Here is a 22,498-nt window from a genome sequence, read left to right as displayed (position 1 = left end):
AGCGGCTCGCGTTCCCGGGCGGCGGCCACCTCACCGGCCGGGCGGTAGTGCTGGGCGTCGCCGCTGTAGTGGCCGACCAGCCGCTCGGTCATGGCCTCCACGATGGACGGACCAGCGCCGGTACGGGCCCGGTCGACCGCCTCGGCCATCGCCCCGGCGACCGCGTCCGGGTCGTTGCCGTCGACGACGCGCCCCGGGATGCCGTACCCGGCGGCCCGTTCGGCCAACTGCCTGACCCGCACCATGTCCTCGATGCGCGACATCTCGGAGTAGATGTTGTTCTCCACCACGAGCACCAGCGGCAGGTCGAGTACGGCGGCGAGGTTGAGGGCCTCGTGCACGTTGCCCTGGTTCATCGCGCCGTCACCGATGGACACCACGGACACGTCACCCGCCCCGGCGCGCTTGGCGCTCAGCGCCGCCCCGGCGGCGATGGGCACGCCGGCACCCACGATGGAGTTCTCCCCGACGAAGCGTCGGGAGGCGTCGGACAGGTAGGGCGACGCGGCCCGGCCGCCGCAGATCGCCGAGTCACGCCCCATGATCTCGGCGAACAACGCCGTCAGGTCGACCCCCCGGGCCACGGCCCAGCCGTGTCCCCGGTAGGTGGCCGACACGTAGTCGGTGTCGCGCAGTGTCCGGCACGCCCCGACCGGGATCGCCTCCTGTCCGTTGCACAGGTGGATCGAGCCCGGTATCTCGCCTTCGTCCTTCAGAGCCATCAGCCGCTCTTCGAACCGACGGATCCGGGTCATCAGCCGGTAGTCGTCGACGAGACCCATCACACCCCCAGCGTAGTTATGAGCCGTATTCCGGCTCCTTCGGTGGCGAGCCTAGACCACGGGTGTACCGCTATGGAAGAGTGCTACTACGAGATTGTGACCGTTATTTGTCTCTAATTGGGGGCGGGATATGAGGATCACCGAGGTCGAGTCCGTCGTGCTGGGTGACGCACACTTCGTCACCGTGCACACCGACGGGGGCGTGGTCGGTGCCGGCCAGTCGGCCTGCTGGGGCTACCCGACCGCGGTGCACGCGGTGGTGGAGAGCTTCCGGCCCTACCTGCTCGGTGCCGACCCGGCCCGGATCGAGCACCACTGGCACCACCTCTACCGGATGGGCCCGTTCCGGGGCGCGGTCCTGTCGGCCGCGGTCTCGGCGATCGACCTCGCGCTGTGGGACATCAAGGGCAAGGCGCTGGGCGTACCGGTGTGGCAGTTGCTCGGCGGCCAGGTCCGCGACCGGATCCGGCTGCACCTGCTGCTACCCGGCACCGGCGCGGAGGCCCTGACCGGACAGGCCGCCGAGGCGGTCGCCGACGGCTTCACCGCCGTCAAGTTCGACCCCCTGCCCACCAACTACGGCGACCTCTCACTGGCCCGGCTGGTGGCCGAGACCGAGGCCACCACGGCGGCCGTACGCGACACCGTCGGCAACGACGTCGACCTGCTCATCGAACTGCACCGCAAGCTCACCCCGTTGCAGGCCGAGGCGGTCATCCCGGCCCTCGGCCGACACCATCCGCTGCTCGTGGAGGACCCGATCCAGATCGACAGCATCAGCAGCCAGGCGGAGGTCGCCCGGCGGGCCCTCGGCGTGCCCGTCGCCAACGGCGAACGGCTGCACAACATCTGGGAGTTCAAGGAGTTGCTGGCCCAGGGCGGCGCGCAGTACGTCCGCCCGGACATCGGGCTGGCGGGTGGCCTCAGCCACGGCCGGAAGATCGCCGCGCTGGCCGAGGCGTACCACTGCGCCGTGGTGACCCACAACTGCCTCGGCCCCCTGCTCACCATGGCCTCGGTGCACCTCGATGCGTCCATCCCGAATTTCGTGGTGCAGGAGTACTCACCGCTGGACGACCAGCTGGCCGACGGGCCGGTCCGCGCCTGTGTCCGCCGCGAGGGCGGCTTCCTGCCGCTGCCGCAGGAGCCCGGACTGGGCGTCACCCTCGACCTGGCCGACGCGGCCCCGCTCGACCTGACCGGCCGGCCACTGACCCGGATCCCGCTGCGGGCCGACGGCTCCGTGGCGTACGCGGTCTGAAACGACGTACGCGGTCTGAACCGATCCGGGCGGCCGGTACCCATCGGGTGCCGGCCCGGCCCGTGCACCCGGCCCGGTCCATGCACCCGGCACCCGGCCCGGTCCATGCGCTGGCCGGTAGGCTCCGGTCATGCGTTTCCTCGTCGTCTCACCACCGCCGACCGCCAACTGACGGCCGGCACTTCTCGCCCCGGGTGCAGCCACCCGGGTCCTTGCGCTGGCTCCCTGCGCCCGTGAGACGACGACAAACGGAGAACCAGTGACTCGTGCTTCCACCCTGTCCGTAGGACGGGGAACCCTCTACGTATCGATAGCCGCAACCGCCTGGGGAACGGGTGGGGCGGCTGCGGCCATTCTCTACGACACCAGCGGACTGGGCCCGGTCGCCGTGTCCTTCTGGCGGTTCGCCGGTGGTGTGCTGCTGCTGGCGACAGTCCACCTGCTGACCCGTCGCTCGGCGACCTCCACCACCGGTGGACCCGCCCGGGCGCGGTGGCAACGGTTCATGATCACCGGGGCGGGGCTGGCCGTCTACCAGACGGCCTACTTCGCCGCGGTCGAGTACGCCGGACTCGCGGTCGCCACGGTGGTGACCCTGGGCTCCGGGCCGGTCCTCATCGCGCTCGGTGCCCGCCTGTTCATGGGTGAACGACTCGGCCGGGTCGCAACGGCCACCGTCGCGATGGCATTGGCGGGGTTGGTGCTGCTCGTGGCCGGTGGCAGCGTGACGACCGCCGCAGCACCGTTGCTCGGGCTGGGCTACGCCCTGCTCTCCGCCCTCGGCTACGCGGCCGTCACGCTGCTGACCAGGCAGCTGGGACGACGCGGCGACGGGGGCGACCCGCGCGTCACCGCACTCGGCGGATTCGCGGTGGGCATGGTGCTCCTGTCACCGCTGGCTGTGGTCGAGGGACTCCTGCCGACGTCGGGACACCTCGGTCAGGAACTGGCGCTACTGGCCTATCTCGGCGCGGTTCCCACCGCGCTCGCGTACAGCCTGTTCTTCGCCGGGCTGGCCGTGGTACGGGCGACCACCGCATCGGTCATCGCGCTGGTCGAACCGGTCACCGCGGCCATCGTCGCGATGGTGCTGCTCGGGGATCGGCTGACCGTGACCGCCACGATCGGCGCGATCGTCCTGCTCGGCTCCGTCGTCACGCTGGCCCTCGGCGAACGACGAGCCGACACCAGCCCCGACACCGGAACTGGTACTGGCACTGATGCCGGGGCCGGGGCCGGGGGCACGGTGCCGGCACCGCTGGACACGGAACCCACCAGCCGGCGCTGACCCGCGTCGCGCACAACGGGACGGGTCAGCCGGTGCCGTCGTGCCGGAAGACCCGTCCCGCCCAGAGCGGCTGGCCGTCGGCGTCCGCTATCTCGGCGAACAGGTGCGCCAGGGACGCGGTCCACCGCGCCTGCACCGGGGAAGCACCGGTGACCCGCTGCGTGTGGGCGAAGCCGTACCGGGTGCGCAGTACACAGATGAGCAGCAGGTCGTGGCGGAAGATGGAGTAGTCGTAGATGCCCGCCTCGTCGAGCAGTGCCGACAGCTCCGGCCAGATCCGGGCGTGCCGACGCTCGTACTCCGACTCCGCCCCGGGACGCAGCCGGTAGACGTAGCAGAGCTGCTCCCCCGGGCCCGGTTCGACGACGGAACCGGGCCCGGGGGCCGCGACGGCATCCGGCGTGCTGCCGCTCACTTGCCCGAGCCGGCCAGCGCGCCGGAGACGAGTTGCCGCTGGAAGACCAGATACATGATGAGCACCGGCAGCAGCGCCACGATCAGGCCGGCGCTGACCAGCGGCACCGAGACGTCGTACTGTCCGGTCAACAGGGACACCCCGACCATGAGTGTCTTGCGCTCCGAGCCACCCATGATGACCAACGGCAGCAGCAGGTCGTTCCACATCCAGACGAAGTTGAAGATGGCCAGCGCCGACAGCGCCGGTGCGGCGATCGGCGTGAGCAGCCGGAACAGGATGGTGAAGTGGCCCGCACCGTCGACCCGGGCCGCCTCGATCAGTTCGTCGGGCACCTGCTGGAAGTAGCCGGCCAGCTGATAGGTGCCCAGCGGCAGGCCGAACGCGGCGAACGCGAGGATCAGCCCCTGGTACTGCCCGGACATGCCCAGATCCAGGACCGTCTGGTAGAGCGGGTAGATGATCGCCTGGCTGGGAATCGTCAGCGTGACGATGATGACCAGGAAGATCACCTTGCCGCCCCGGAAGCGCAGCTTCGTCACCGCGTACGCCACCAGCAGCGCGGCCAGGACCGAGAGCACCAGGCCGCCGAGCGTGGCGATCAGCGAGTTGAGCAGCAGCCGGGGCATGTTCATCCGGCGGAACGCCTCGACGTAGTTGTCGAAGGTCACCGAGGTGGGCAGGCCGAGTGGGTCCTGCGAGAAACCGCCCTGGGACTTCAGCGAACTGACGACGGTGAAGAGCAGCGGATAGATCGCGGCGACCGCGACCACGACGAGGACGAAACTGAGCAGGTAGCGCCCGATCTGGGCGGCGGTACGCCGGTTCATCGCGGCTTCCGGGTCCCTTCGGTGAACATGTGCCGGACGCTGAAGATGGACAGCACCGCGACGAAGACGAACAGGGCGATACCGATCGCCGAGCCGTAGCCCCGGTCGAGGAACTGGAAGGTGGTCAGGAAGACGAGGTACTCCGGCAGCATGGTGGCGTCACCCGGACCGCCCTGGGTCAACGCGTAGATCAGCGGGAACAGCCAGATCAGCACGCCGGAGGCACACAGCACACTCCAGTACGCCACGGTCGGCCGCAGCATCGGCACCACCACCGAGAAGACCCGTCGCCAGAAGCCGGCCCCGTCGAGGTACGCCGCCTCCAGGATCTCGCCGGGAATGGTGGCCAGGCCGGCGAGGTAGGTCATCACACCCAGCCCGAAGAAGCTCCACAGTGCCACGGCGACCAGCGAGTAGAGCGCACTGTAGCGACCGTTGAGCCATTCGATCGCCAGCGGTTCCAGCCCCACGCCGCGCAGCATCGCGTTGAGCGGCCCGTCGGGGGCGAGGATCTGCCGGAACATGATGCCGACCACGATCGGCGCGATCGTGTACGGAATGAAGTAGACCGCCCGGAACAGCTTCCAGCCGGGGGTCTTCTGGTGGATGAGCAGGGCCAGCACCAGCGGCAGCACGATCCACAACGGCAGGGTGGCGACCACGAGCAGGGCGTTACGGAAGCTCGCCAACACCATCGAGTCGTCGAACATCCGGGTGTAGTTGTCGGCCCCGGCGAACGACGAGCCATCGAAGCCGTTGGACGACTCCAGACTGGTGAAGACGCCTCGGCCCAACGGCACCAGTTTGAAGGTCACGGCGAGCGCGACCGCCGGGAGCACCAGCGCGGCACCGAGCCACCACTCCCGTACCCGGGCGGCCCGTGCCGCTGGACGGTCCGGGCCGGCGGGCTGCGCCACCTGGGCGGTTTCAACCGCCGGTTCGGACACCGGCGGGGTGGAGATCGTCATGGGGTTCCCTCCGGGCGGTGCCGGGTGGGGCGGCGGGCGTCGCCCCACCCGGCTGGCTCACTTGCCCTGCTTCTTGGTGGGGCTACGCTCGAGCGCCTGCTGCATCTGCTCGGCCCACTTCTCGACGGTGAGCTGACCGAGGGTGACCTGCTGCCAGCCACGGGCCAGGGCGTCGGCCTCCGGCCCGGAGAGCATCACGCCGGAGTGCAGGGTCGGCTGGGCCACGAACTCCTGGATCTTCTGGAACGACGGCGACGTGGGCAACAGCGCCTTGTCGACGTTCCGGTTCAGCGGCTGGCCCTTGCCGTACCTGACCCACAGCTCGCCGTTCTCCTTGCCGGCCAGCCAGGTGATGAACTCCAGCCCGGCCTGCTTCTTCTTGCTCCACTTGGTCACGCCGTAGACGGCGCCCTCGATGCCGGAGAACTTCTGCGCCAGCGGTGCGGTGGGGTTGATGGCCGGCCACCGGGTCACGCCCAGGTTCTCGTCGCCGATCGCCTTGCCGAACGCCTCCCAGTTCACGGCATCGGAGATGATCGTGCCGGCGAAGGCGGCGTCGCCACGCTGGAAGATGTCCGCGCCGTCGGGCAGCATCGTGATCGACGGAGCGTTCTTGTTGGCCCAGCCCTTCGTGGTGATCTCGGCCAGCTTCTCCAGCACCGAGACCAGCTTCGGGTCCTTCCAGGACAGCGTGCCGTTGAGCATGCCCCGGATGTCGTCCTCGGTCAGGTAGTTACGGGCGATCTCCGGGAAGTCCCAGTAGGCGGGGAAGGTGCCGGAGAGGCCGAGCGCGAGGCAGGTCTTGCCGGCCTTCTTCACCGCGTCGCAGGCCGCACCGAACTCGTCCCAGGTCACCGGCGGCTTCTCCGGGTCCAGCCCGGCGGCCTTCAGGACGTTCTTGTTGTAGTAGAGGACGTTGCCCTGGTACGAGAAGGGCACGCCATAGCACGGCTTGCTGGTGTCGAAGCCCTCGCAGGCACCGCTGTAGGTGACCAGGTCCTTGTTGATCTCGGCCGCCTTCGCGCCGAGCGGCTCGTACGCCCCACGCCGGTCGAACAGTTCCAGACCGGCGTTGTTGGCCATCACGTCCGGGCCGGACTGGGAGGTGACGTAGGGCCCCTGCACCTCGGGGTACTTGTCGAAGGGGACGGCCTGCAGGTCCAGTTTGATGTTCTGGTGGCTGGCCTCGAAAGCGGTCTTGACCTGCTTCCAGTACTCGGCGCCGCCCGGCTCCCAGGTCAGCACCTTGAGGGTGACCGGACCGTCGGTTGCCTCCTCGCCGCCGCAGCCGGTCAACAGCGCGGCGGCTGTCAGTCCGGCGGCGAGGACGCCCGCTATCCTGCGTCGCAACATCGCAAAAGCTCCTGTAACTGGGGGTTCACTGGGGGATACGGCGGGTTTCGCCGCCGGTGGTGACGCTGTCGAGCACGGCGGCGGCAACCCGCACCACATGCAGACCGTCGGCCAGGGGGACCGTTGCCGACTGCTCGGCGCCGGTGACGCGGTCCAGGAAGTGCCGTAGTTCGGCAGCGAGCGCCCCACCGCCTCCGGACGGGGAGAGCAGCCAATCGGGCGCCTGCGCCTGCTCGGCCTGGACGAGCAGGGTGGGATGGGCGAGGTCGACCTGGCCGACCCCGTCGGTGCCGTACACCTCGACCAGGTCCGAGGTGTGGTTCGGGGTGTGTTCCGGCAGCAGGTAGCTGTTCCGGATCGACGACACGACGCCGTTGGCGTGTCGCAGTTCGGCCCAGACCAGCACCGGCGTGGTGACGCCGGGACGGCTGCGGTCGACCGCGCGTACCTCGACCACGGGCGCGCCGGCGTACCAGAGCGCGAGGTCGATGTCGTGCACGGCCGTCAACAGCGCGGGATGTTCGCCGGGAAAGTGCCGGCTGAGGCTGCGGGGCCGGTCCCGTCGGGACGACACCGCCAGCACCCCGCCGAGTTGGCCGGCGCGTACCGCGTCGTACAACGCCCGGTAGGGAGCGGCGAACCGCAGGATGTGGCCGGGTTGGCAGAGCACCCTGGTCGACTCGGCACAGGCCACGATCGCCTCGGCGTCGGCGACGGTGGTGGCCAGCGGCTTCTCCACCAGCACCGGAACGCCGGCCGTCATCAGGGTGGTCGCCGTCGTCCGGTGGGCCGCGCCGGGGGCACACACCGAGGCGGCGTCGGGGGGTGCGACGGCCAGCAACTCCTCGACGGTGGCAAAGGCCCGGGGTACGCCGAACTCGGCCGCCAGCCGCTGCCGGGCCGCCGGGTCCGGGTCGACCAGCGCGTCGACCGGCACCCCGAGGGAGCGGTACGCGGCGACGTGGCGGGCACCGAACGCACCGGCACCGATCACGGCCACCCGGGGCGGGTTGGCGGCGCTCATGCGTCGACCGTCCCGGCCAGGTTCCCGTCCGGACCGCTCGAATCAGCCTGTGCCGCTCCGGTGTCGCTGACACGGGCCGCCGGTCCGGTGTCGCTGACGCCGTCTGCCGGTGCGGTGTCGCTGGCACCCGGGGTGTCGAGGGCGCCGGCCAGTACCGCCCGGGTCAGCCGCTCCATGGCGTCGACCCCGGCGATGATGCAGCGTTCGTCGACGTCGAATCCGGCCGAGTGCAGGGACGCGCCGCCACCCTGACCGCCGACGCCGAGCTTGACGTACAGGCTGGGGCCCAGGGTGCCGAGCAGCGCGAAGTCGTCCGTGGTCAACGGCGGTGACGCCAGGTCGGCGACGCCCACCACGGTCGGCAGTTCCCGATGTGCCAGCGCCACCAGTGCCGGGTCGTTGTGGATCGCGGGCATCTCGTTCGCCCAGGTGAAGTCGATGCCGAGGTCGAATGCCGCGGCCTGTTTCCGGGCCACCCGCTCGATCACGTCCTTGAGGCGGGCCCGGGTGTCCGGATCGTGGGTACGCAGTGTCCCGGTGGCCTCCGCCCGGTCGGCGACGAGGCTCTGGGTGGCCCCACCGGCGATGGTGCCGATGTTGAATGCCGCCAGTTCGTGCGGGTCGCGGGACCGGGCCACCGCCGCGTGCACCGCGTTGACCAGGGTGCTGAGCCCGAGGATGGCGTCGCGACCCCGGGCCGGGGTGGCGGCGTGCGCGGCTCGGCCGTGCAACACGACCTGGAAGGCGTCCTTGGCCGCCATCGCCGTACGGCGGTCCACGCCCACGACCCCGGCCGGCAGTTCGGGCCAGCAGTGCAGGCCGAGCACGGCGTCGAAGTGCCGTCCCTCGAAGGCGTCCTCGGCCAGTACCTCCGCCGCCCCGGACCGTTGACCGAACGGAATCTCCTCGGCGGGCTGGAACAGCACGGTCAACGAGCCGTGGGCGGGCGGATCGGCAGCGAATCGGGCGGCGACGCCGTACGCCACGGTCATGTGCACGTCGTGGCCGCAGGCGTGACACACGCCGGGGTTGCGCGATGCGTAGGGGGCATCCTTACCGTCGGCGACCGGATAGGCATCCATATCGGCCCGAAGTAAGACCGAGGGGCCGGATGCCAGTCCAGGAAGGTGCGCAACGAGTCCCGTGCCGGCCACACCGGCGCGTACCTCGGCGATGTCTGCGAGCTGAGCGACCAGGGCCGCCGAGGTCCGCTTCTCAGCGAAGCGCAGCTCGGGGTACTGATGCAAGTCGCGGCGCAACCGCACCAGCCGTTCGAACTCGTCCCCTGACCGCTCCACGCGTTCCACTCCCAACTTCCGGCCGTAATCCGGACCTAATAGAGACAGAACCTAGGTGAGCAGGCGGGTGGCGTCAATGGTCCAGCAAAAATCAGCTAGGGTTCGCCCCCATGACCCGCGCTGACGCACACATCCACCTGTTCGCCGGCGGCTACCCGGGCCGCTACGGGCGCTCACCCGCCGGCACCGACGAGTTGGCCGCATACGAGGACATCCGGCGGGTACACGGAATCGACCAGGCCCTGGTGATCGGTTACGAGGGTGGGGCCGAGTTCGTCGGCAACAACGACCACCTGGCCACGCTCGCGGGTCGGCACGCCTGGATCCGCCCGGTCGCCTATGTTCCGCCGACCGGTCCGGCCACGCTGGACGACCTGCACCTACGCCGTGAGCAGGGATTCGTCGGCCTTTCGGCGTACCTGCCGGGCCCGGTCGAGGCAGCGGCGGTCAGTGCCTGGTCACCCGGAAGCATCGACCAGCTCAACCGGGACGCCGCGATCCTGAGCCTCAACGCCACCCCGGCGGCCACCGCGGTCCTCGCCGGAGCCCTCGCCGCCCTGGACGGCTGCACCGTGCTCTTCAGCCACCTCGGGCTACCCGGGCCGCAGGCCACCCCGCCCACCCCGGCCGAAGCCGCCGAACTGCTCGAACCGCTACTGGCCCTGGCCGGGCTGCCCCACGTCGGGGTGAAGGTCTCCGGGCTCTACGCGATCAGCCAGCCCGCGCACGCCTACCCGCACACCGCAGCCGTACCGTTCCTGGACCTGCTGCTCGACCGGTTCGGGCCGACCCGGCTCTACTGGGGTTCGGACTTCGCGCCCAGCCTGGACGTGGTCTCGTTCGCCCAGACCCTCGACGTCGCGGCCCTCGACAGGCTGACGCAGAGCGAACGGGACGCCGTGTTCGGTGGCAACCTACAGCGGATCCTCCCGTCATGACCATCACCGGGTGGCTGCTGGTCGGGGTCGAGAACCGACCGGCGGTAGCATCAAGCAGTGCCGACTGACGCCGTACCCCCCGCCGGTGACCCACACCGGGAAAGCCCGTCCCTGGGGCTGACCCCGCTGTCGCGGGTGCGGCTCGACGAACTTCTCCAGGAAATGCTCGACCGGGTCGGCGAGGTGGTGACCAGTCGCGAGCGGCTACGGGCGCTGCTGGACGCTGTCGTCGGCATCGGTTCGGACCTCGACCTGAACAGCACCCTGCGACGGATCGTGGAAGCCGCCTGTGACCTGGCCGGTGCCCGCTACGGTGCGCTGGGCGTCATCGGCCCCGACCGGCAACTGACCGAGTTCATCACCCACGGGGTCAGCCCGGAGACACATGCCGCCATCGGCGAACTGCCGCACGGGCGCGGTGTGCTCGGTCTGCTGATCGCCGACCCACGTCCGGTACGGATGCCGGACATCACCAAGCACCCACAGTCCTACGGCTTCCCCCCGAACCATCCGCCGATGCACAGCTTCCTCGGCGTACCGGTGCGCATCCGGGACCAGATCTTCGGCAACCTCTACCTGGCCGAGAAGCAGGGTGGTTGGGAGTTCACCGAGGACGACGAGCAGATCGTGGTCGCGCTGGCCGCCGCGGCCGGAGTGGCGGTCGAGAACGCGCGGCTCTACGCCATCGCCCACCGACGGGAACGCTGGCTGGCCGCCGCCGCCGAGATCACCGGTGTGCTGCTCGGCGAGGTCCGTCGCACGGACGCGCTCACCCTGATCGCCCGCCGTGCCCGGCAGGTGGCCGAGGCGGAACTGGCCCTGGTACTGCTCTACGACGAGGACGCCGGCCACCTCACCGTCGAGGTGGTCGACGCAGCCGACGGGCGGGTCCCCCGACTGCTCGGCACTGTCCTGCCCGTCGAGGAGACCGCTTTCGTCGGCTCGGTCACCGACCATCGGCACACCGTCATCGAGAGCCTGGCCAAGGCGGCGCCCTGGCCGGTGCCGGTGACGGCCGGCCCGGCCGTGGTGTCCCCGCTCTCCACCGGTGACACCCTCTCCGGCGTACTCGTCGTCGCGCATGCCGATGGGAAGGGCCTGCCGAGCGACGACGACGTGCCCCTGCTGGCCAGTTTCGCCGGGCAGGCCGCCCTGGCCCTGGAACGGGCGCGGGCCCAGGAGGAACGCGAACTGATCGCGGTGCTGGAGGACCGCGAGCGGATCGCCCGGGATCTGCACGACGTCGTCATCCAGCGGCTCTTCGCCACCGGCCTACAGTTGCAGAGCACCGTCCCGCTCACCAACCACCCCGAGGTGACCAGGCGGATCAACGCGGCAGTGGACGACCTCGACTCCACCATCCGCGACATCCGGCGGGCGATCTTCGAGCTGCGTACCCCGATGAGCGCCGCACTGCGTACCGAGATCCGCGACACCGTGGACGTGGCGGCAGCCGCCCTGGGCTTCCGCCCGGTGCTGGAACTGGTCGGCCCGATCGACAGCGCCGTGCCCGACGCCGTACGCCCCGACCTGCTGGCGGTGCTACGTGAGGCGCTGTCCAACGCCGTACGGCATGCCCGGGCCGGCAGCGTCATGATCGACGTACGCGTCGACGGCGGACGACTCACCCTGACCGTCTCCGACGACGGCGTCGGCACCGACCCCTCCGCAGCCCGGGGTGGCCTGGTCAACCTCCGTGAGCGCGCCGCAGGGCACGGTGGCGAGCTCGAAATCCGCCGGGCCGAGCCGAGCGGGACGGTGCTGCGCTGGAGCATTCCGCTGCGCGACTGATCCTCCCGTTACGCTGCGGGGGCTGACCCTCCTGCGCCGCGACCGGCCCTCCGCCGGCGCGGCGCAACTCACCCGGACAGGTCGGTGCCGCTGGCCAGGGCGCTCAGTGCCGCTCGCCGAGCAACCTGGTGGCCAGTACGGCCGCCTGGGTACGCCGCTCCAGGCCGAGCTTGGCCAGCAGGCTGGAGACGTAGTTCTTCACCGTCTTCTCGGCCAGGAACATCTTGCTGGCGATCTCCCGGTTGGTCAGCCCTTCGGCCACGTACTCGAGGATCCGCCGTTCCTGCTCGGTGAGGGACTTCAGCTCCCGGGGCTCCTCCACGCCGCTGCGGATCCGCTCGAGTACCCGTCGGGTGACGGCCGGATCGAGCATCGACTGACCGGACGCCACCCGCCGTACCGCGTCGACGAGGTCCGTACCACGGATCTGCTTGAGTACGTAGCCGGCGGCACCGGCCATGATCGCGGCGAAGAGCGCCTCGTCGTCCTCGTACGAGGTGAGGATCAAGCCGCTGATCGACGAGTCAACCGCCCGGACGTCGCGACATACGTCGATTCCGTTGCCGTCGGGTAGCCGTGCGTCGAGGATGGCGACATCGGGACGCAACGCGGGGATGAGCCGGCTGGCCTCCTGGGCGGAGCCGGACTCACCGACCACCTCGATGTCGCCGGCGCTCTGTAGCAGGTCGGCCAGGCCACGACGGACAACCTCATGGTCGTCGAGCAGGAAGACGCGGATCATGTCACCGTTTCTACCTGACAATGGCCAAGAACGCACAGAGTCGAAGGTCCCGGTGCCCCTGCCGGTCGTCTCGATCCGGGCAACCACCCCAGGATCGTCCTCCGCCCGGACACTCCCACAACATCGACAACGAGGGCAAGTGTGCCCGGCTGGTCGGGACGTCCGGCCCTGTCCCGATTCGACCGTGCCAGGGCAGCTTAGAGATCTGAGCATCGAGGAGGCGTCCGATGACCGGCAGTCCCGTACCACCGTCCCCCGAAATCTCATCGGCGCTGGCCGATGCGGCACAGCAGGCGCTGCACGCGCCGTCGGTGTTCAACTCACAACCTTGGCGCTGGTGGGTCAGCCACCACACCCTCGAACTGTTCGCCGATCGGGATCGGCAGTTGACGGTAACCGACCCGGATGCCCGGTTGCTCATGGTCAGCTGCGGCACGGCGCTGCACCACGCGTGCGTCGCGCTGCGCGCCGCCGGCTTCCGGATCGAGGTGACCCGCTTCCCCACCGCCGCCGAACCCGATCTGCTGGCCGCCATCCAGATCGTGGGACGACAGGACCCGCCCCCCGCCGAGGTACGGCTCCGGGACGCCATCCCCCGACGACGCACCGACCGACGGGCCTTCGGCACCCAACACGTACCGGCCGAGGTGCTCACCCGGCTGCACACCGCCGTCGAGGAGAACGGCGCTCACCTGCACATCGTGCCGGTGGACCAGGTTCCGACGCTGGCCGTGGCGACCGCCCAGGCGGCAGCCAGCGAGTTGGCCGATCCCGCCTACCGCAACGAGCTGATCCGGTGGACCAACCGACCGCCATGGAGCGGCGACGGTGTGCCGGCCACCACCGCGGTACGCCAGGGTCCCCGACGCGTCCCGGTACGCGACTACACGCTCAGCGACCGGTCCGGACTGGAGATCGGCACCGGCCAGGACCAGGGGGCGACGTACTGCGTGCTGTTCGGGCCCACCGACGAGCCAGCGTCCTGGCTTCCGGCGGGCGAGGCCCTGTCGGCGCTGCTACTCACCGCCGTGGTCCACGGGGTCTCGGCCGCCCCACTCAGTGACGCGATCGAACAGGCCTGGCCCCGCGCCCTGATGCGGGAGCTGCTGGCCGGGGCCGGCGAGCCCTACCTCGCCCTGAGGTTGGGCATCGGTGCCGATCCCAGTGAGCTGCCGTCGGTGCCGCGACGCGATCCGGACGAGGTCATCGGTTTCTCCGGCTAGCCACCCGCCGGCCCGGAGGTCCACGGCGAAGTCCCGGTCGGGCTCCCGGCCACCGGCCTTACTAAAAACACGCACATTACGAAACATCCGGGAAAAGAGGGCATCCGGGCAGCTACGAACGCAACCGGGCGGAGGCGTACGTATCCGGTGGGAGCGAGCAGGAGGAAGATCATGAGTGAACCCGCCTTCACCGGCGCTGATCTACGCGCCGCAGTGCCCGCTGCCAGCCGGGCACCATCGCTGCACAACACCCAACCGTGGCGGTTCCGGCTTCGTGACGGCGCCATCGAGGTGCTGATCGATCCGGCCCGTCGCCTTCACACCACCGATCCCACCGGCTGGGGGGCCCGAATCAGCTGTGGCGCGGCATTGTTCAATCTCCGGTTGGCGCTGGCCGTCGCCGGCACCCCCGCCAACGTACGGGTACGCCCGAGCCCGGCCGAGCCAGATCTGGTGGCCCGGCTGACCCCCAGCCCACGCCGCCCGGCCACCCCGGCCGAGCAGGACCTGTATGCGGCCGTCAACCGCTGGCACAGCAACCGTGCGCCGTTCTGGCCGACGCCGGTGCCGCCCCAGGCCCGCTGGCGGCTGATCGAAGCAGCCCGCGCCGAGGGGGCCTGGCTGGATCTGATCATCGGTACGGCGGCGGTGAACGCCTTCGCCGAGATCGCCAACAGCGCCAACCGGGTCCTCAACCGCAACCCCCACTACCGCGCGGAGATAGCCAACTGGACGCGGCACCAACCAGCCGACGACGGTGTGCCGGTCACCTCCGGCGGGCCGATCGCCGAGCAGCAGGACCTGCTGCCGCAGCGGCCCTTCGGGGTGCACACCCGCGCCCCCGGACGCGACTTCGAGCCCGAGCCGCTCGTCGCGGTGCTCGGCTCCACCGGTGACTCGGCCGGTGACCAGATCAACGCCGGCCAGGCGATGCAACGGGTGCTGCTCACCGCCACCGACGCGGGGCTGGCGGTCTCGCTGCTCTCCCAGCCGGTCGAGGTACCCGCCGCACGTGAGCAGCTGCGCCTGGCACTGAACCGGTTCGGCGCGCCACAGATCGTCATGCGGATCGGCTACGGCCAGCCGGGCTGGCCGACGCCCCGCCGCGACGCCGACGAGCTCATCGACGACGACGCCGACCTCGTCGAACCGGCAGCAAAATCCGACGTGTCGGCATTGGACCCGGCGGGTACGGGTCCAAAGTCCCGGACGGCCGCTGACTGCCGACCCTGTGAGAGGAGCGGCCGGACGTAGTCCAATAGAGGCAGCTCCAGATGAGCAGAGCAAAACCGGAAACCAGCCGGGAAAGGATGTGGAAACGATGACCGCGCTGACCGAGCGGCCCACCACCCGGACGAGCACCCCGACCACCGACCAGCCACAGACCGGAACCACCCGCCAGAAAGCCACCCGCTACGTCTGGGCCGTCGTCCGGCTGGCCCTGGGCTGGACCTTCCTCTGGGCCTTCCTGGACAAGACGTTCGGGCTCGGCCACAGCACGGAGGCCAAGGCGGCGTGGATCAACGGCGGACACCCGACCCAGGGATTCCTCAAGTTCGGCGCTGCCGGCCCGTTCAAGGGGTTCTACAACAGCATCGCCGGGGCGGCCTGGGCGGACTGGCTGTTCATGATCGGCCTCGCGGCACTCGGTGTGGCCCTGCTGCTCGGTATCGGACTACGCGTCGCCGCCGTGGCCGGTGGTCTGCTCTACGTCATGATGTGGACCGCGGTCCTGCCTCCGGAGAACAACCCCATCATCGACGACCACATCATCAACGCACTGGTTCTGGCCGGCCTGGCCCTGGTGGGTGCCGGTAACACCCTGGGACTGGGGCCGGTGTGGGCGAGACTCCCGCTGGTTCAGCGGTGGCCCTGGCTGAAGTAACCCCCCGTACGGAAGCCAGCCGGCGGGTCGGGCGGAAACGCCCGGCCCGCCGTTCGCTGTCCGGGGACCTTTTTCTCGTTCCCCGCGCGACCGTCAACGGTCGGCATCGCCCGTCCCCGCGTCGACACCGACGCCGAACGCCCGTCGACAGTGTGCCAGCAGCTCCCGTACGGCGGGGCTGCGCGAACTCTGCCAGGTCAGGGCGAGCAGGGCGGGTGTGTCCACGTCCTCGATGACGCGGGCGACGAGGCGGTCACGGTAGTGCGCCGCCATCGAGTTGCTGAGGATGGCCACGGCGAGCCCCCGACTGGCCAGATCGGCGATGGCATCCGGGGCACTGGCCTGCAACGCGATCACCGGTTGGCGGCCCTGCGCCGCGCAGGCCCGGTCGAACACCGTACGTATGCCGGTGCCGGGTGGCATGCACACGATCGGGTGTGTGAGCAGGTCACGTAGCATGATCCGCCGCTGTTCCGCCAGGGGGTGCCCGGTCGGGACGGCCACCACGAGCCGTTCACTGATGATCGTCAGCGCGTCCAGCCCGGCGGGCGTGGCGGTTGCGGTTCCGACCAGGGCCAGGTCGACGGTGCCGGCGCGTACCCCGTCGACGAGCCGGTCGGAGTTGTCCTCCAGCAGGGAGATCTCCACGCCGGGATGCGCCCGGTGGAACGCGGCGAGGGCGTCGAACAGCGGCGTGACGGTGCAGCCGACGACCATGCCGACGGTGAGGCGGCCCCGGATCAGGTCGGTCACCTCCCCTACCGCCTGGCCGAGCGCCCGCGCGGCGGCCAGCGCGGCGCGGGCGTGCTCGAGCGCGGCCTTTCCGGCGACGGTGAGGGTCGTGGTACGTGCCGCCCGGTCGAACAGTTCGGCACCGAGTTCCCGTTCCAGTTGTCGGATCTGCGCGCTGACGCCGGATTGGCTGATGTGCACCCGCTCGGCCGCCCGGGTGAAGTTCTGTTCCTCGGCGACCGCGACGAAGTACTCCAACTGCCTGAGATCCATAACCCAGGATTCTAGCTTTCAGTGGAACCATCTATTGGACTTCTGGTCGGCGGTCGACCAGGCTGGGACACGTCGACGCCCCAGATCGAAAGGATCACCATGCCGGAGTACGAGAAGGCCATGCGGCCCGAGGACATCACCCGCCTGTTCGTGGAACGCTCCAACGCCGGAGACGCCGCCGGAGTCGCCGCACTCTACGAGGAGGATGCCGTGCTGGCGTACCCGCCCGGCAGCCGGACGGTGGGCCGGGCGGCGATTCAGGCACTGTGGGAGAAGGTGCTGGCCAACCGACCCCGCTTCGAGCCGGAACAACCGCTGCCGACACTGGTCAGCGGCGACATCGCACTCACCTCGACCCCGCCCAGGGACGGGGCGGGTGCCCGGGCACAGGTCGTCCGTCGCCAGCCGGACGGCAGTTGGCAACGGCTGCTCGACCAACCCGAGTTCGTCCCACCCACCCGTTGAGATCAGGGATGCCGGTCGGGGCAGGCTGGACACGCTGAAGCCGTCACACGACCGCAATGCCGGCTCCGCTCGGGCGTGGCAATCCGTCCCGCGTGTCCGACTGATGCCATGATGGGCGGGTGAATGTCAGTCTCATCGATGCTCCCCTCGTCGGGGAGGTCAACTACGCCATGGCGGCAGAGGTCACCGGACCTGGACGACTCCTCTTCATCAGCGGCCAGATCCCGGAGACCGCCGACGGTGTCGTTCCGGCCAGTTTCACCGACCAGGCGCTGCTGGCGTGGCGGAACCTCGAACAGGTCCTCACCGCCGCAGGCATGAATCTCAGCAATCTAGTAAAGGTCACGACCTTTCTCAGTGCTCGCAAGTACCGCGACGAGAACCGGCGGGTACGCGAACAGGTACTGGGCGATCACCGGCCCGCCCTCACCGTCATAGTGGCAGACATCTATGACGAGCGTTGGCTGCTGGAGATCGAGGCCGTAGCCGCGGCATAGCACCATCTCCACCGGTATCCCGTAACTCCTCCAATTCAACATCTGCGGACTCGCCGACGATGGCGACGACCACAGCGCAGGCACGGCTTCCATCGATCATGCGGACCTCCCAGCCCCCGGATCGGTGACGAAGGCGTGCCTGCCTGCCGAACCAGCAGTGTTGCCGGTGCATCCCACCCGAACGACTCCGAGCCGTTCGGACCGGATGCACCATGACGCTCGACTCCCCTACCGAACCCGGCCCGCCCTACTGAACCGGGGTGGCCCCGGCCTGTGCCGGCTGACCCGAATCGGGCGTCGGATCCGTGGGGTCCTCCACGGCCTTCACGGGTGTCTCGTCCGTGGGCTCGTCCGGCGAATCCACTTCGCGGACCGACTCTGACGTCACGACCCGCAGGAACGGGTAGACCAGCAGCAGACAGAGCACGCCGAACGTACCGAACGCCACCCGGTAGGACACGAGTTGCGCCAGCGCTCCGGCGATCAGGGCCGCCACCGGGTTCATCCCCCACGCCACCAGCCGGCTGGCCGCGCTGAACCGGCCGAGCATCTCGTTGGGCACCAGCGCCTGCTGGATCACCCGCGAGTTGACCGTCCACATGGTGCCACCGACACCGGTGACGAAGGCCGCCGCACCGATCACCCAGGCGCTACTCGGGCTGGCCGGCAGCAGGGCGGGTACGCCGACCATGGCCGCCGTGCCGATGATGTCGACAAACATCGACCACCGCCGCCCGAGCAGCTTGTTGACCCGCTGCACCAACAGCACACCGGTGATGCCACCGGCACCCAGGCAGGTCAGCAGAAAGCCGTACGCTTCCTCGCTCAGGCCGAGTTCCTTGATGGCGTACACCGGGATCAGGGCGTACCACACCGCCCAACTGCCGGCCATGACGGTGACCAGCAGGGCCATCGTACGGAGCAGTTTGTGCCGCCACAGGAAGACCAGGCCGTCGCGGATCTCACCATGTACGGTTCCCCGCTGCTTGGTCTGCGAGACCGCGAAGTTGCCGACCAGCATCGCCAGCAGTAGCGCACCGATGACGTACACCGCGGTGATGGTGCCGAGCGCCACCGCGAAGCCGGCCGCGACGAGGAAACCGCCGATCGGCGCACCGACGAAGCCGTGACACAGATACTCCACGCCGGTGATGCGGGTGTTGGCCCGGTCCCGCTGCCCCTTGGGAATCGCGGAGGGCACGATCGACGCCCCGGACAGCGAGGCGAACACCTCGGCCAGTCCCAGGATCAGCGCCGTGATCATGATGAGCGGCACACCCAGGGTGTCGGTGAGGAAGGCCAGCAACAGCGCACCGATCGAGAGCATCCGTGCGGCTTCCGCACCCACCATCAGCGTCCGCCGGTTCATCCGGTCGACGAACACCCCGATGTGCAACGCGGCCACCAGCCACGGCGCGCTACGCAGCGCCGCGACCGCGGTGATGACCATCGGTGACTGGGTGAACTGCAGGGTGAGCACGGGCAGGGCGACCGTACCGATCGCGTCGGCGACGCTGGTGCTGCCGGTGAAGGACACCAGCAGCCACTCGTTGCGTCTGCCCGTGCCCGGGCTCATTTTCTCTGGCTCCACGAAGGCTCCCGCCAATTAGGATTCTGATGGAACAACGGGTTGCGAAGGCTGGGCCTCCGCAGCGATCTTGGCCTCGGTCTCCGCTGCCACCTTGGGCGAGAAGTCCCGCAGGAACGGCACGACCACGGTCAACGCGATCACGGTGAAGACCGCGAACGCCGTACGTGGCCCGAACCACTCGGCCAGCAGTCCGGCCACCCCGGCACCGATCGGCGAGGAGCCCCAACCGAACAGCCGGGAGGCGGCGCTGTAGCGGCCCATCATGTCCGGCGGGACCAGGGTTTGACTGACGGTCCGGGAGTTGACCACCCACAGGCCACTGCCCAGGCCGCCCAGGAAGGCACCGACCCCGGCCAGCCAGACGTTGGTGCTGAACGCCGGGAAGGCGACCATGGCGGCGGTGAGGAAGATGTTGGCGAACATCACCTGCCGCCGACCGAACAGCCGGTTGAAGGCCGACACCAGCAGCGTCCCGACCGTACCGCCGGCACCCAGTGCGCCGACCAGCAGGCCGTAGTTCGCCGTGCTCACCCCCATCTGCTCGGTGGCGTAGAGCGGCATCAGCGCCAGCCAGGCGCCCCACAGTGAACAGAGCACGCCGACCAGGAGCGTCATCACCCGCAGCACCCGCTGCTGCCAGAGAACCCGCAGTCCCTCACCGATCTGCGCGTGGACCGTCGGCCGGGGCGCGTCACCGGCGGCCCGCGCGGCCCGGAACCGGCCGACCAGGAGCACCAGGGTCAGGGTGGTGAGCGCGTAGGCCAATCCGGTGGCACCCAGCGCGAAGGCCGCTCCCGCCGCCACCAGCAGACCACCGAGGAACGGTCCGATGAACTCGTTGCAGACCGTCTCGGCACCGGTCAACCAGGCGTTGGCCCGCTGCCGGCCGGGCGCCGACACGGCGGTGGGGATGAGCGCCGCAGCGGAGGTGAGCGCGACCACCTCGGCGACCCCGAGCAGCACCCCGCCCACGTAGAGCGCCGGCAGGTTCGAACGCTCCATCATCGCCAGGATCAGGAAGGAACCCACCACCGCCACCCGGACGATGTTGGCCAGCCAGAGCAGCTTCCGCCGGTCGAAGCGGTCCACCAGCACACCCACGTGCAGTGCGGTGAACAGCCACGGCAGCATCAACGTCATCAGCACCCCGGAGATCAGCGCCGGGGACTTGGTCAAGGTGGTGGCGATCAGGGGGAGCGCCACCTTGAGCACACCGTCGGCCAGGTTGGTGATCGCCGTGAACACCACCAGCACCACGGTGTTACGCCCACTCGGATCGGCAGCAGCCGGCGTGGTGGGCCTGCCCGTCGACGGCTCCGCCGACGTCGTCGATTCCGCCATCACAACCCCATTCCCTCGGTTCTGGTTTCGCTGATCAGGGTCTTCCTGATCCCGTACGGGATGCCCACACTGGCGAATGCGGTCCGCGCGCGACCGACGAGTTCGTCGAGGCTGCGCCGCTGTCGCCGCTGGGCCTGGACGGCCTCGTCGACGGTCCGGTGCCGGAAGCGGATGGTCTGGCCGGGACCGACCTGGCCGAGCGTGGACTGGGCGACCCGGGTGGCGACCGCGACCACCGGATAGCCGGCGGTGACCGGCCGGCCGCGCTGAAGTACCAGTAGTTCCGGCGCGGGTGGCACCTCCACCGCGCCGGCGGGTACGCCCTTGGACAGCACCTCCGCGGCGGCCCGACGCGACGGCACCGGCCCGGCCAGCCGCAGACCGACGTGGTCACTCTCCGGTCGGACCGTGTATTCGGCCGACTCCAGGGTCTCGACGGCGGCGCTGACGTCGGCGCTGTCCGGCCCGGTGGTGACCTCGATGGTGTACGGGCTGCCGAAGCGGGGTGGCCGGGCACCGAACGAGAAGACCGGGTGTCGCAGGACCGGATGGTCGATCGGCCGGTAGTCGCTGCGCACCTCGACGCCGTCCCCGCCACGCAGCCAGGTCCCCACACCCAGTTGGGCGTTCGGGGCGCAACTGCCGAACACGTGCGGCACCTGCCACCGGCCGTTCACCGCGACGTACACCCGCAGGCCGGAGTGGATGGCCGTGATGCTGACCGTCTCCCGCTGGCCGACGCAGATCGGCTCCCAGGTCCGGACCGGCCACCGTCCCACGGTGACCGTCGCCGGTGCGCCCGTGACCGCGACCAGGGCGGCGTGGGCGGCGGTGAAGACGAAGTCCGAGGCGGTCACCTCGATCAGCGGGCCGTCCTCGGCGTTACCCACCAGGATGTTGGCCACGGCCGCCGAGTACTGGTCGGCAGCGCCGCCCGCCGGGATGCCCTGCCGGGCCAACCCCGGCCGCCCCAGGTCGGTGACCGCCGCCAGCCCCGCCCGCCGCACCGCGATCATGTCAGCTCCCCCCGGTGGGCGGTCCAGTTCGCCGCGGCGACCGACACGAACCGAAACCGGTCCCCCGGCCGGTACGCCACGTGCGGTCGCCGTTGCACGTCCACCAGGCGCAGTGGGGTCCGGCCGATCAGCCGCCAACCACCGGGCGAGGTCACCGGATAGATCACCGACTGGGCCCCGGCGACCGCCACCGAGCCGGCCGGCACCCGGGTACGCGGGCGTGGGCAGCGGCTCACCGACGTGGGGAACGGGGAACCGTCGAGCATCGGCGCCCCCACCGGAGCACCGAGGAACCGGACCACCCAGTCGGTGCCGGCGTGCCGGCGTACCACCTCCGCCGGGGGCAGACCGAGCTGGTCAGCCACCTCGGGCAGGTCCGGCCCGTACTCACCGCCGTAGACGACCGGGATACGGAACCGGCGTGGCTGCGCCACCGGCGCGTCCTCGCCCAGGCGGTCGGCCGCCCGCCGCACCGCCCCGGTCACCTGTCCGTGGGTGGTACGGCCACAGTCGAACTCGACGAGCAGGCTGTCGTACGTGGCCACCAGGTCGTGCACACCGGGCACGGCAGCGCCCTGCAACTCGTCGGCCAACCGCTGCACCGTCTGCCAACGCCGCTCCGTGCTGCCCGCGACGGCCCGCACCAGCAGCGCCGAGTCACCGTACACCGTGATGTCGAGCGCGGGGCCGGACGGCCCGGTGGCGCTCATGGCGCACCCCCGGCACCGCGGGCCGCGTCGCGGTCGGTCAGGTCCCGGGGCAGCGACTCGATCCGCACCCCGGCG

Annotated in this window: 21 protein-coding genes and 1 pseudogene; 9 read left to right on the top strand and 13 right to left on the bottom strand. The window is 70.1% G+C overall.

Annotated elements, in window-relative coordinates:
• Positions 1–782, bottom strand: a 782-nt coding sequence (locus tag ACFQ4H_RS32060; protein WP_377578514.1) for a thiamine pyrophosphate-dependent dehydrogenase E1 component subunit alpha, incomplete at its 3' end; no start/stop codon positions are given.
• Between the two features lie 130 nt (positions 783–912).
• Between ACFQ4H_RS32060 and ACFQ4H_RS32055 the strand changes: the two genes are divergently transcribed.
• Together ACFQ4H_RS32055 and ACFQ4H_RS32050 are read left to right on the top strand one after the other, a co-directional pair.
• Positions 913–2,043: a mandelate racemase/muconate lactonizing enzyme family protein gene (locus ACFQ4H_RS32055; RefSeq protein ID WP_377578512.1), complete on the top strand. Its 1,131-nt coding sequence runs from the start codon at positions 913–915 to the stop codon at positions 2,041–2,043.
• A 259-nt stretch (positions 2,044–2,302) separates the two neighbouring features.
• A complete protein-coding gene (locus ACFQ4H_RS32050; protein ID WP_377578510.1) occupies positions 2,303–3,331 on the top strand; it encodes a DMT family transporter in 1,029 nt (342 codons plus the stop codon).
• A 25-nt stretch (positions 3,332–3,356) separates the two neighbouring features.
• Here ACFQ4H_RS32050 and ACFQ4H_RS32045 read toward each other — a convergent pair whose 3' ends face one another.
• From ACFQ4H_RS32045 to ACFQ4H_RS32020, 6 genes are read right to left on the bottom strand one after another with little or no spacing between them, the layout of a single operon-like run.
• Positions 3,357–3,746 carry an L-rhamnose mutarotase gene (locus tag ACFQ4H_RS32045; protein ID WP_377578508.1) on the bottom strand — a complete coding sequence of 130 codons (390 nt, stop codon included), beginning with the start codon at positions 3,744–3,746 and terminating at the stop codon, positions 3,357–3,359.
• A complete protein-coding gene (locus tag ACFQ4H_RS32040) occupies positions 3,743–4,576 on the bottom strand; it encodes a carbohydrate ABC transporter permease (RefSeq protein ID WP_377578506.1) in 834 nt (277 codons plus the stop codon). The genes ACFQ4H_RS32045 and ACFQ4H_RS32040 overlap by 4 nt, the downstream gene beginning before the upstream one ends.
• Positions 4,573–5,544 carry a carbohydrate ABC transporter permease gene (locus tag ACFQ4H_RS32035; RefSeq protein WP_377578504.1) on the bottom strand — a complete coding sequence of 324 codons (972 nt, stop codon included), beginning with the start codon at positions 5,542–5,544 and terminating at the stop codon, positions 4,573–4,575. Before ACFQ4H_RS32035 ends, ACFQ4H_RS32040 begins: the two co-directional genes overlap by 4 nt.
• A gap of 57 nt (positions 5,545–5,601) precedes the next feature.
• Positions 5,602–6,897 carry an ABC transporter substrate-binding protein gene (locus tag ACFQ4H_RS32030; RefSeq protein ID WP_377578502.1) on the bottom strand — a complete coding sequence of 432 codons (1,296 nt, stop codon included), beginning with the start codon at positions 6,895–6,897 and terminating at the stop codon, positions 5,602–5,604.
• A gap of 25 nt (positions 6,898–6,922) precedes the next feature.
• Positions 6,923–7,921, bottom strand: coding sequence for a Gfo/Idh/MocA family protein (locus ACFQ4H_RS32025; RefSeq protein ID WP_377578500.1), 999 nt, complete (start codon positions 7,919–7,921; stop codon positions 6,923–6,925).
• Positions 7,918–9,219, bottom strand: coding sequence for a M20 metallopeptidase family protein (locus tag ACFQ4H_RS32020; protein WP_377578498.1), 1,302 nt, complete (start codon positions 9,217–9,219; stop codon positions 7,918–7,920). Before ACFQ4H_RS32020 ends, ACFQ4H_RS32025 begins: the two co-directional genes overlap by 4 nt.
• A gap of 110 nt (positions 9,220–9,329) precedes the next feature.
• On the opposite strand from ACFQ4H_RS32020, the gene ACFQ4H_RS32015 reads away from it, so the two are divergent.
• Both ACFQ4H_RS32015 and ACFQ4H_RS32010 read left to right on the top strand, forming a co-directional pair.
• A complete protein-coding gene (locus tag ACFQ4H_RS32015) occupies positions 9,330–10,157 on the top strand; it encodes an amidohydrolase family protein (protein ID WP_377578496.1) in 828 nt (275 codons plus the stop codon).
• 117 nt (positions 10,158–10,274) lie between these two features.
• Positions 10,275–11,948: a GAF domain-containing sensor histidine kinase gene (locus ACFQ4H_RS32010; RefSeq protein WP_377578518.1), complete on the top strand. Its 1,674-nt coding sequence runs from the start codon at positions 10,275–10,277 to the stop codon at positions 11,946–11,948.
• A 103-nt stretch (positions 11,949–12,051) separates the two neighbouring features.
• Here the strand turns inward: ACFQ4H_RS32010 and ACFQ4H_RS32005 are convergent, their stop codons facing one another.
• Entirely contained in the window at positions 12,052–12,690 is a 639-nt protein-coding gene (locus ACFQ4H_RS32005) for a response regulator (protein ID WP_377578494.1), read from the bottom strand.
• 227 nt (positions 12,691–12,917) lie between these two features.
• Here ACFQ4H_RS32005 and ACFQ4H_RS32000 point away from each other — a divergent pair, with 227 nt between their 5' ends.
• From ACFQ4H_RS32000 to ACFQ4H_RS31990, 3 genes and pseudogenes are all read left to right on the top strand, one after another.
• On the top strand, positions 12,918–13,913 hold the full coding sequence (locus tag ACFQ4H_RS32000; protein ID WP_377578492.1) for an Acg family FMN-binding oxidoreductase: 996 nt from the start codon (positions 12,918–12,920) through the stop codon (positions 13,911–13,913).
• 171 nt (positions 13,914–14,084) lie between these two features.
• Positions 14,085–15,041 (top strand): annotated as a pseudogene (locus tag ACFQ4H_RS31995) (Acg family FMN-binding oxidoreductase); the annotation flags it as partial.
• Between the two features lie 184 nt (positions 15,042–15,225).
• Entirely contained in the window at positions 15,226–15,798 is a 573-nt protein-coding gene (locus ACFQ4H_RS31990) for a hypothetical protein (protein WP_377578490.1), read from the top strand.
• A 93-nt stretch (positions 15,799–15,891) separates the two neighbouring features.
• On the opposite strand, the gene ACFQ4H_RS31985 is transcribed toward ACFQ4H_RS31990, so the two are convergent.
• A complete protein-coding gene (locus tag ACFQ4H_RS31985; RefSeq protein WP_377578488.1) occupies positions 15,892–16,803 on the bottom strand; it encodes a LysR family transcriptional regulator in 912 nt (303 codons plus the stop codon).
• 120 nt (positions 16,804–16,923) lie between these two features.
• Between ACFQ4H_RS31985 and ACFQ4H_RS31980 the strand changes: the two genes are divergently transcribed.
• Together ACFQ4H_RS31980 and ACFQ4H_RS31975 are read left to right on the top strand one after the other, a co-directional pair.
• Entirely contained in the window at positions 16,924–17,268 is a 345-nt protein-coding gene (locus ACFQ4H_RS31980; protein ID WP_377578516.1) for a YybH family protein, read from the top strand.
• A 119-nt stretch (positions 17,269–17,387) separates the two neighbouring features.
• Positions 17,388–17,765, top strand: coding sequence for a RidA family protein (locus ACFQ4H_RS31975; RefSeq protein ID WP_377578486.1), 378 nt, complete (start codon positions 17,388–17,390; stop codon positions 17,763–17,765).
• Positions 17,766–18,012: 247 nt separating this feature from the next.
• Here ACFQ4H_RS31975 and ACFQ4H_RS31970 read toward each other — a convergent pair whose 3' ends face one another.
• From ACFQ4H_RS31970 to ACFQ4H_RS31955, 4 genes are read right to left on the bottom strand one after another with little or no spacing between them, the layout of a single operon-like run.
• Entirely contained in the window at positions 18,013–19,341 is a 1,329-nt protein-coding gene (locus tag ACFQ4H_RS31970; protein WP_377578484.1) for an MFS transporter, read from the bottom strand.
• 30 nt (positions 19,342–19,371) lie between these two features.
• Positions 19,372–20,697, bottom strand: coding sequence for an MFS transporter (locus ACFQ4H_RS31965; protein ID WP_377578482.1), 1,326 nt, complete (start codon positions 20,695–20,697; stop codon positions 19,372–19,374).
• Positions 20,697–21,713, bottom strand: coding sequence for a 5-oxoprolinase subunit C family protein (locus ACFQ4H_RS31960; protein WP_377578480.1), 1,017 nt, complete (start codon positions 21,711–21,713; stop codon positions 20,697–20,699). The genes ACFQ4H_RS31965 and ACFQ4H_RS31960 overlap by 1 nt, the downstream gene beginning before the upstream one ends.
• Positions 21,710–22,423, bottom strand: coding sequence for a 5-oxoprolinase subunit B family protein (locus ACFQ4H_RS31955; protein WP_377578478.1), 714 nt, complete (start codon positions 22,421–22,423; stop codon positions 21,710–21,712). Before ACFQ4H_RS31955 ends, ACFQ4H_RS31960 begins: the two co-directional genes overlap by 4 nt.
• Positions 22,424–22,498: the final 75 nt, after the last annotated feature.

The organism is Micromonospora sonneratiae (assembly GCF_042679305.1).
Taxonomy (GTDB): domain Bacteria; phylum Actinomycetota; class Actinomycetes; order Mycobacteriales; family Micromonosporaceae; genus Micromonospora_H; species Micromonospora_H sonneratiae.
Note: the sequence above shows the minus strand (reverse complement) of the source record. Positions and strands in the feature narration are given on the sequence as shown.

Bases quoted from the DNA above. Each gene is read 5' to 3' on its own strand.
- ACFQ4H_RS32055 (WP_377578512.1), top strand. From the start codon at position 913: ATGAGGATCACCGAGGTCGAGTCCGTCGTGCTGGGTGACGCACACTTC.
- ACFQ4H_RS32040 (WP_377578506.1), bottom strand. From the start codon at position 4,576: ATGAACCGGCGTACCGCCGCCCAGATCGGGCGCTACCTGCTCAGTTTC.
- ACFQ4H_RS32035 (WP_377578504.1), bottom strand. From the start codon at position 5,544: ATGACGATCTCCACCCCGCCGGTGTCCGAACCGGCGGTTGAAACCGCC.
- ACFQ4H_RS32030 (WP_377578502.1), bottom strand. From the start codon at position 6,897: ATGTTGCGACGCAGGATAGCGGGCGTCCTCGCCGCCGGACTGACAGCC.
- ACFQ4H_RS32025 (WP_377578500.1), bottom strand. From the start codon at position 7,921: ATGAGCGCCGCCAACCCGCCCCGGGTGGCCGTGATCGGTGCCGGTGCG.
- ACFQ4H_RS32015 (WP_377578496.1), top strand. From the start codon at position 9,330: ATGACCCGCGCTGACGCACACATCCACCTGTTCGCCGGCGGCTACCCG.
- ACFQ4H_RS32005 (WP_377578494.1), bottom strand. From the start codon at position 12,690: ATGATCCGCGTCTTCCTGCTCGACGACCATGAGGTTGTCCGTCGTGGC.
- ACFQ4H_RS32000 (WP_377578492.1), top strand. From the start codon at position 12,918: ATGACCGGCAGTCCCGTACCACCGTCCCCCGAAATCTCATCGGCGCTG.
- ACFQ4H_RS31985 (WP_377578488.1), bottom strand. From the start codon at position 16,803: ATGGATCTCAGGCAGTTGGAGTACTTCGTCGCGGTCGCCGAGGAACAG.
- ACFQ4H_RS31980 (WP_377578516.1), top strand. From the start codon at position 16,924: ATGCGGCCCGAGGACATCACCCGCCTGTTCGTGGAACGCTCCAACGCC.
- ACFQ4H_RS31970 (WP_377578484.1), bottom strand. From the start codon at position 19,341: ATGAGCCCGGGCACGGGCAGACGCAACGAGTGGCTGCTGGTGTCCTTC.
- ACFQ4H_RS31965 (WP_377578482.1), bottom strand. From the start codon at position 20,697: ATGGCGGAATCGACGACGTCGGCGGAGCCGTCGACGGGCAGGCCCACC.
- ACFQ4H_RS31960 (WP_377578480.1), bottom strand. From the start codon at position 21,713: ATGATCGCGGTGCGGCGGGCGGGGCTGGCGGCGGTCACCGACCTGGGG.
- ACFQ4H_RS31955 (WP_377578478.1), bottom strand. From the start codon at position 22,423: ATGAGCGCCACCGGGCCGTCCGGCCCCGCGCTCGACATCACGGTGTAC.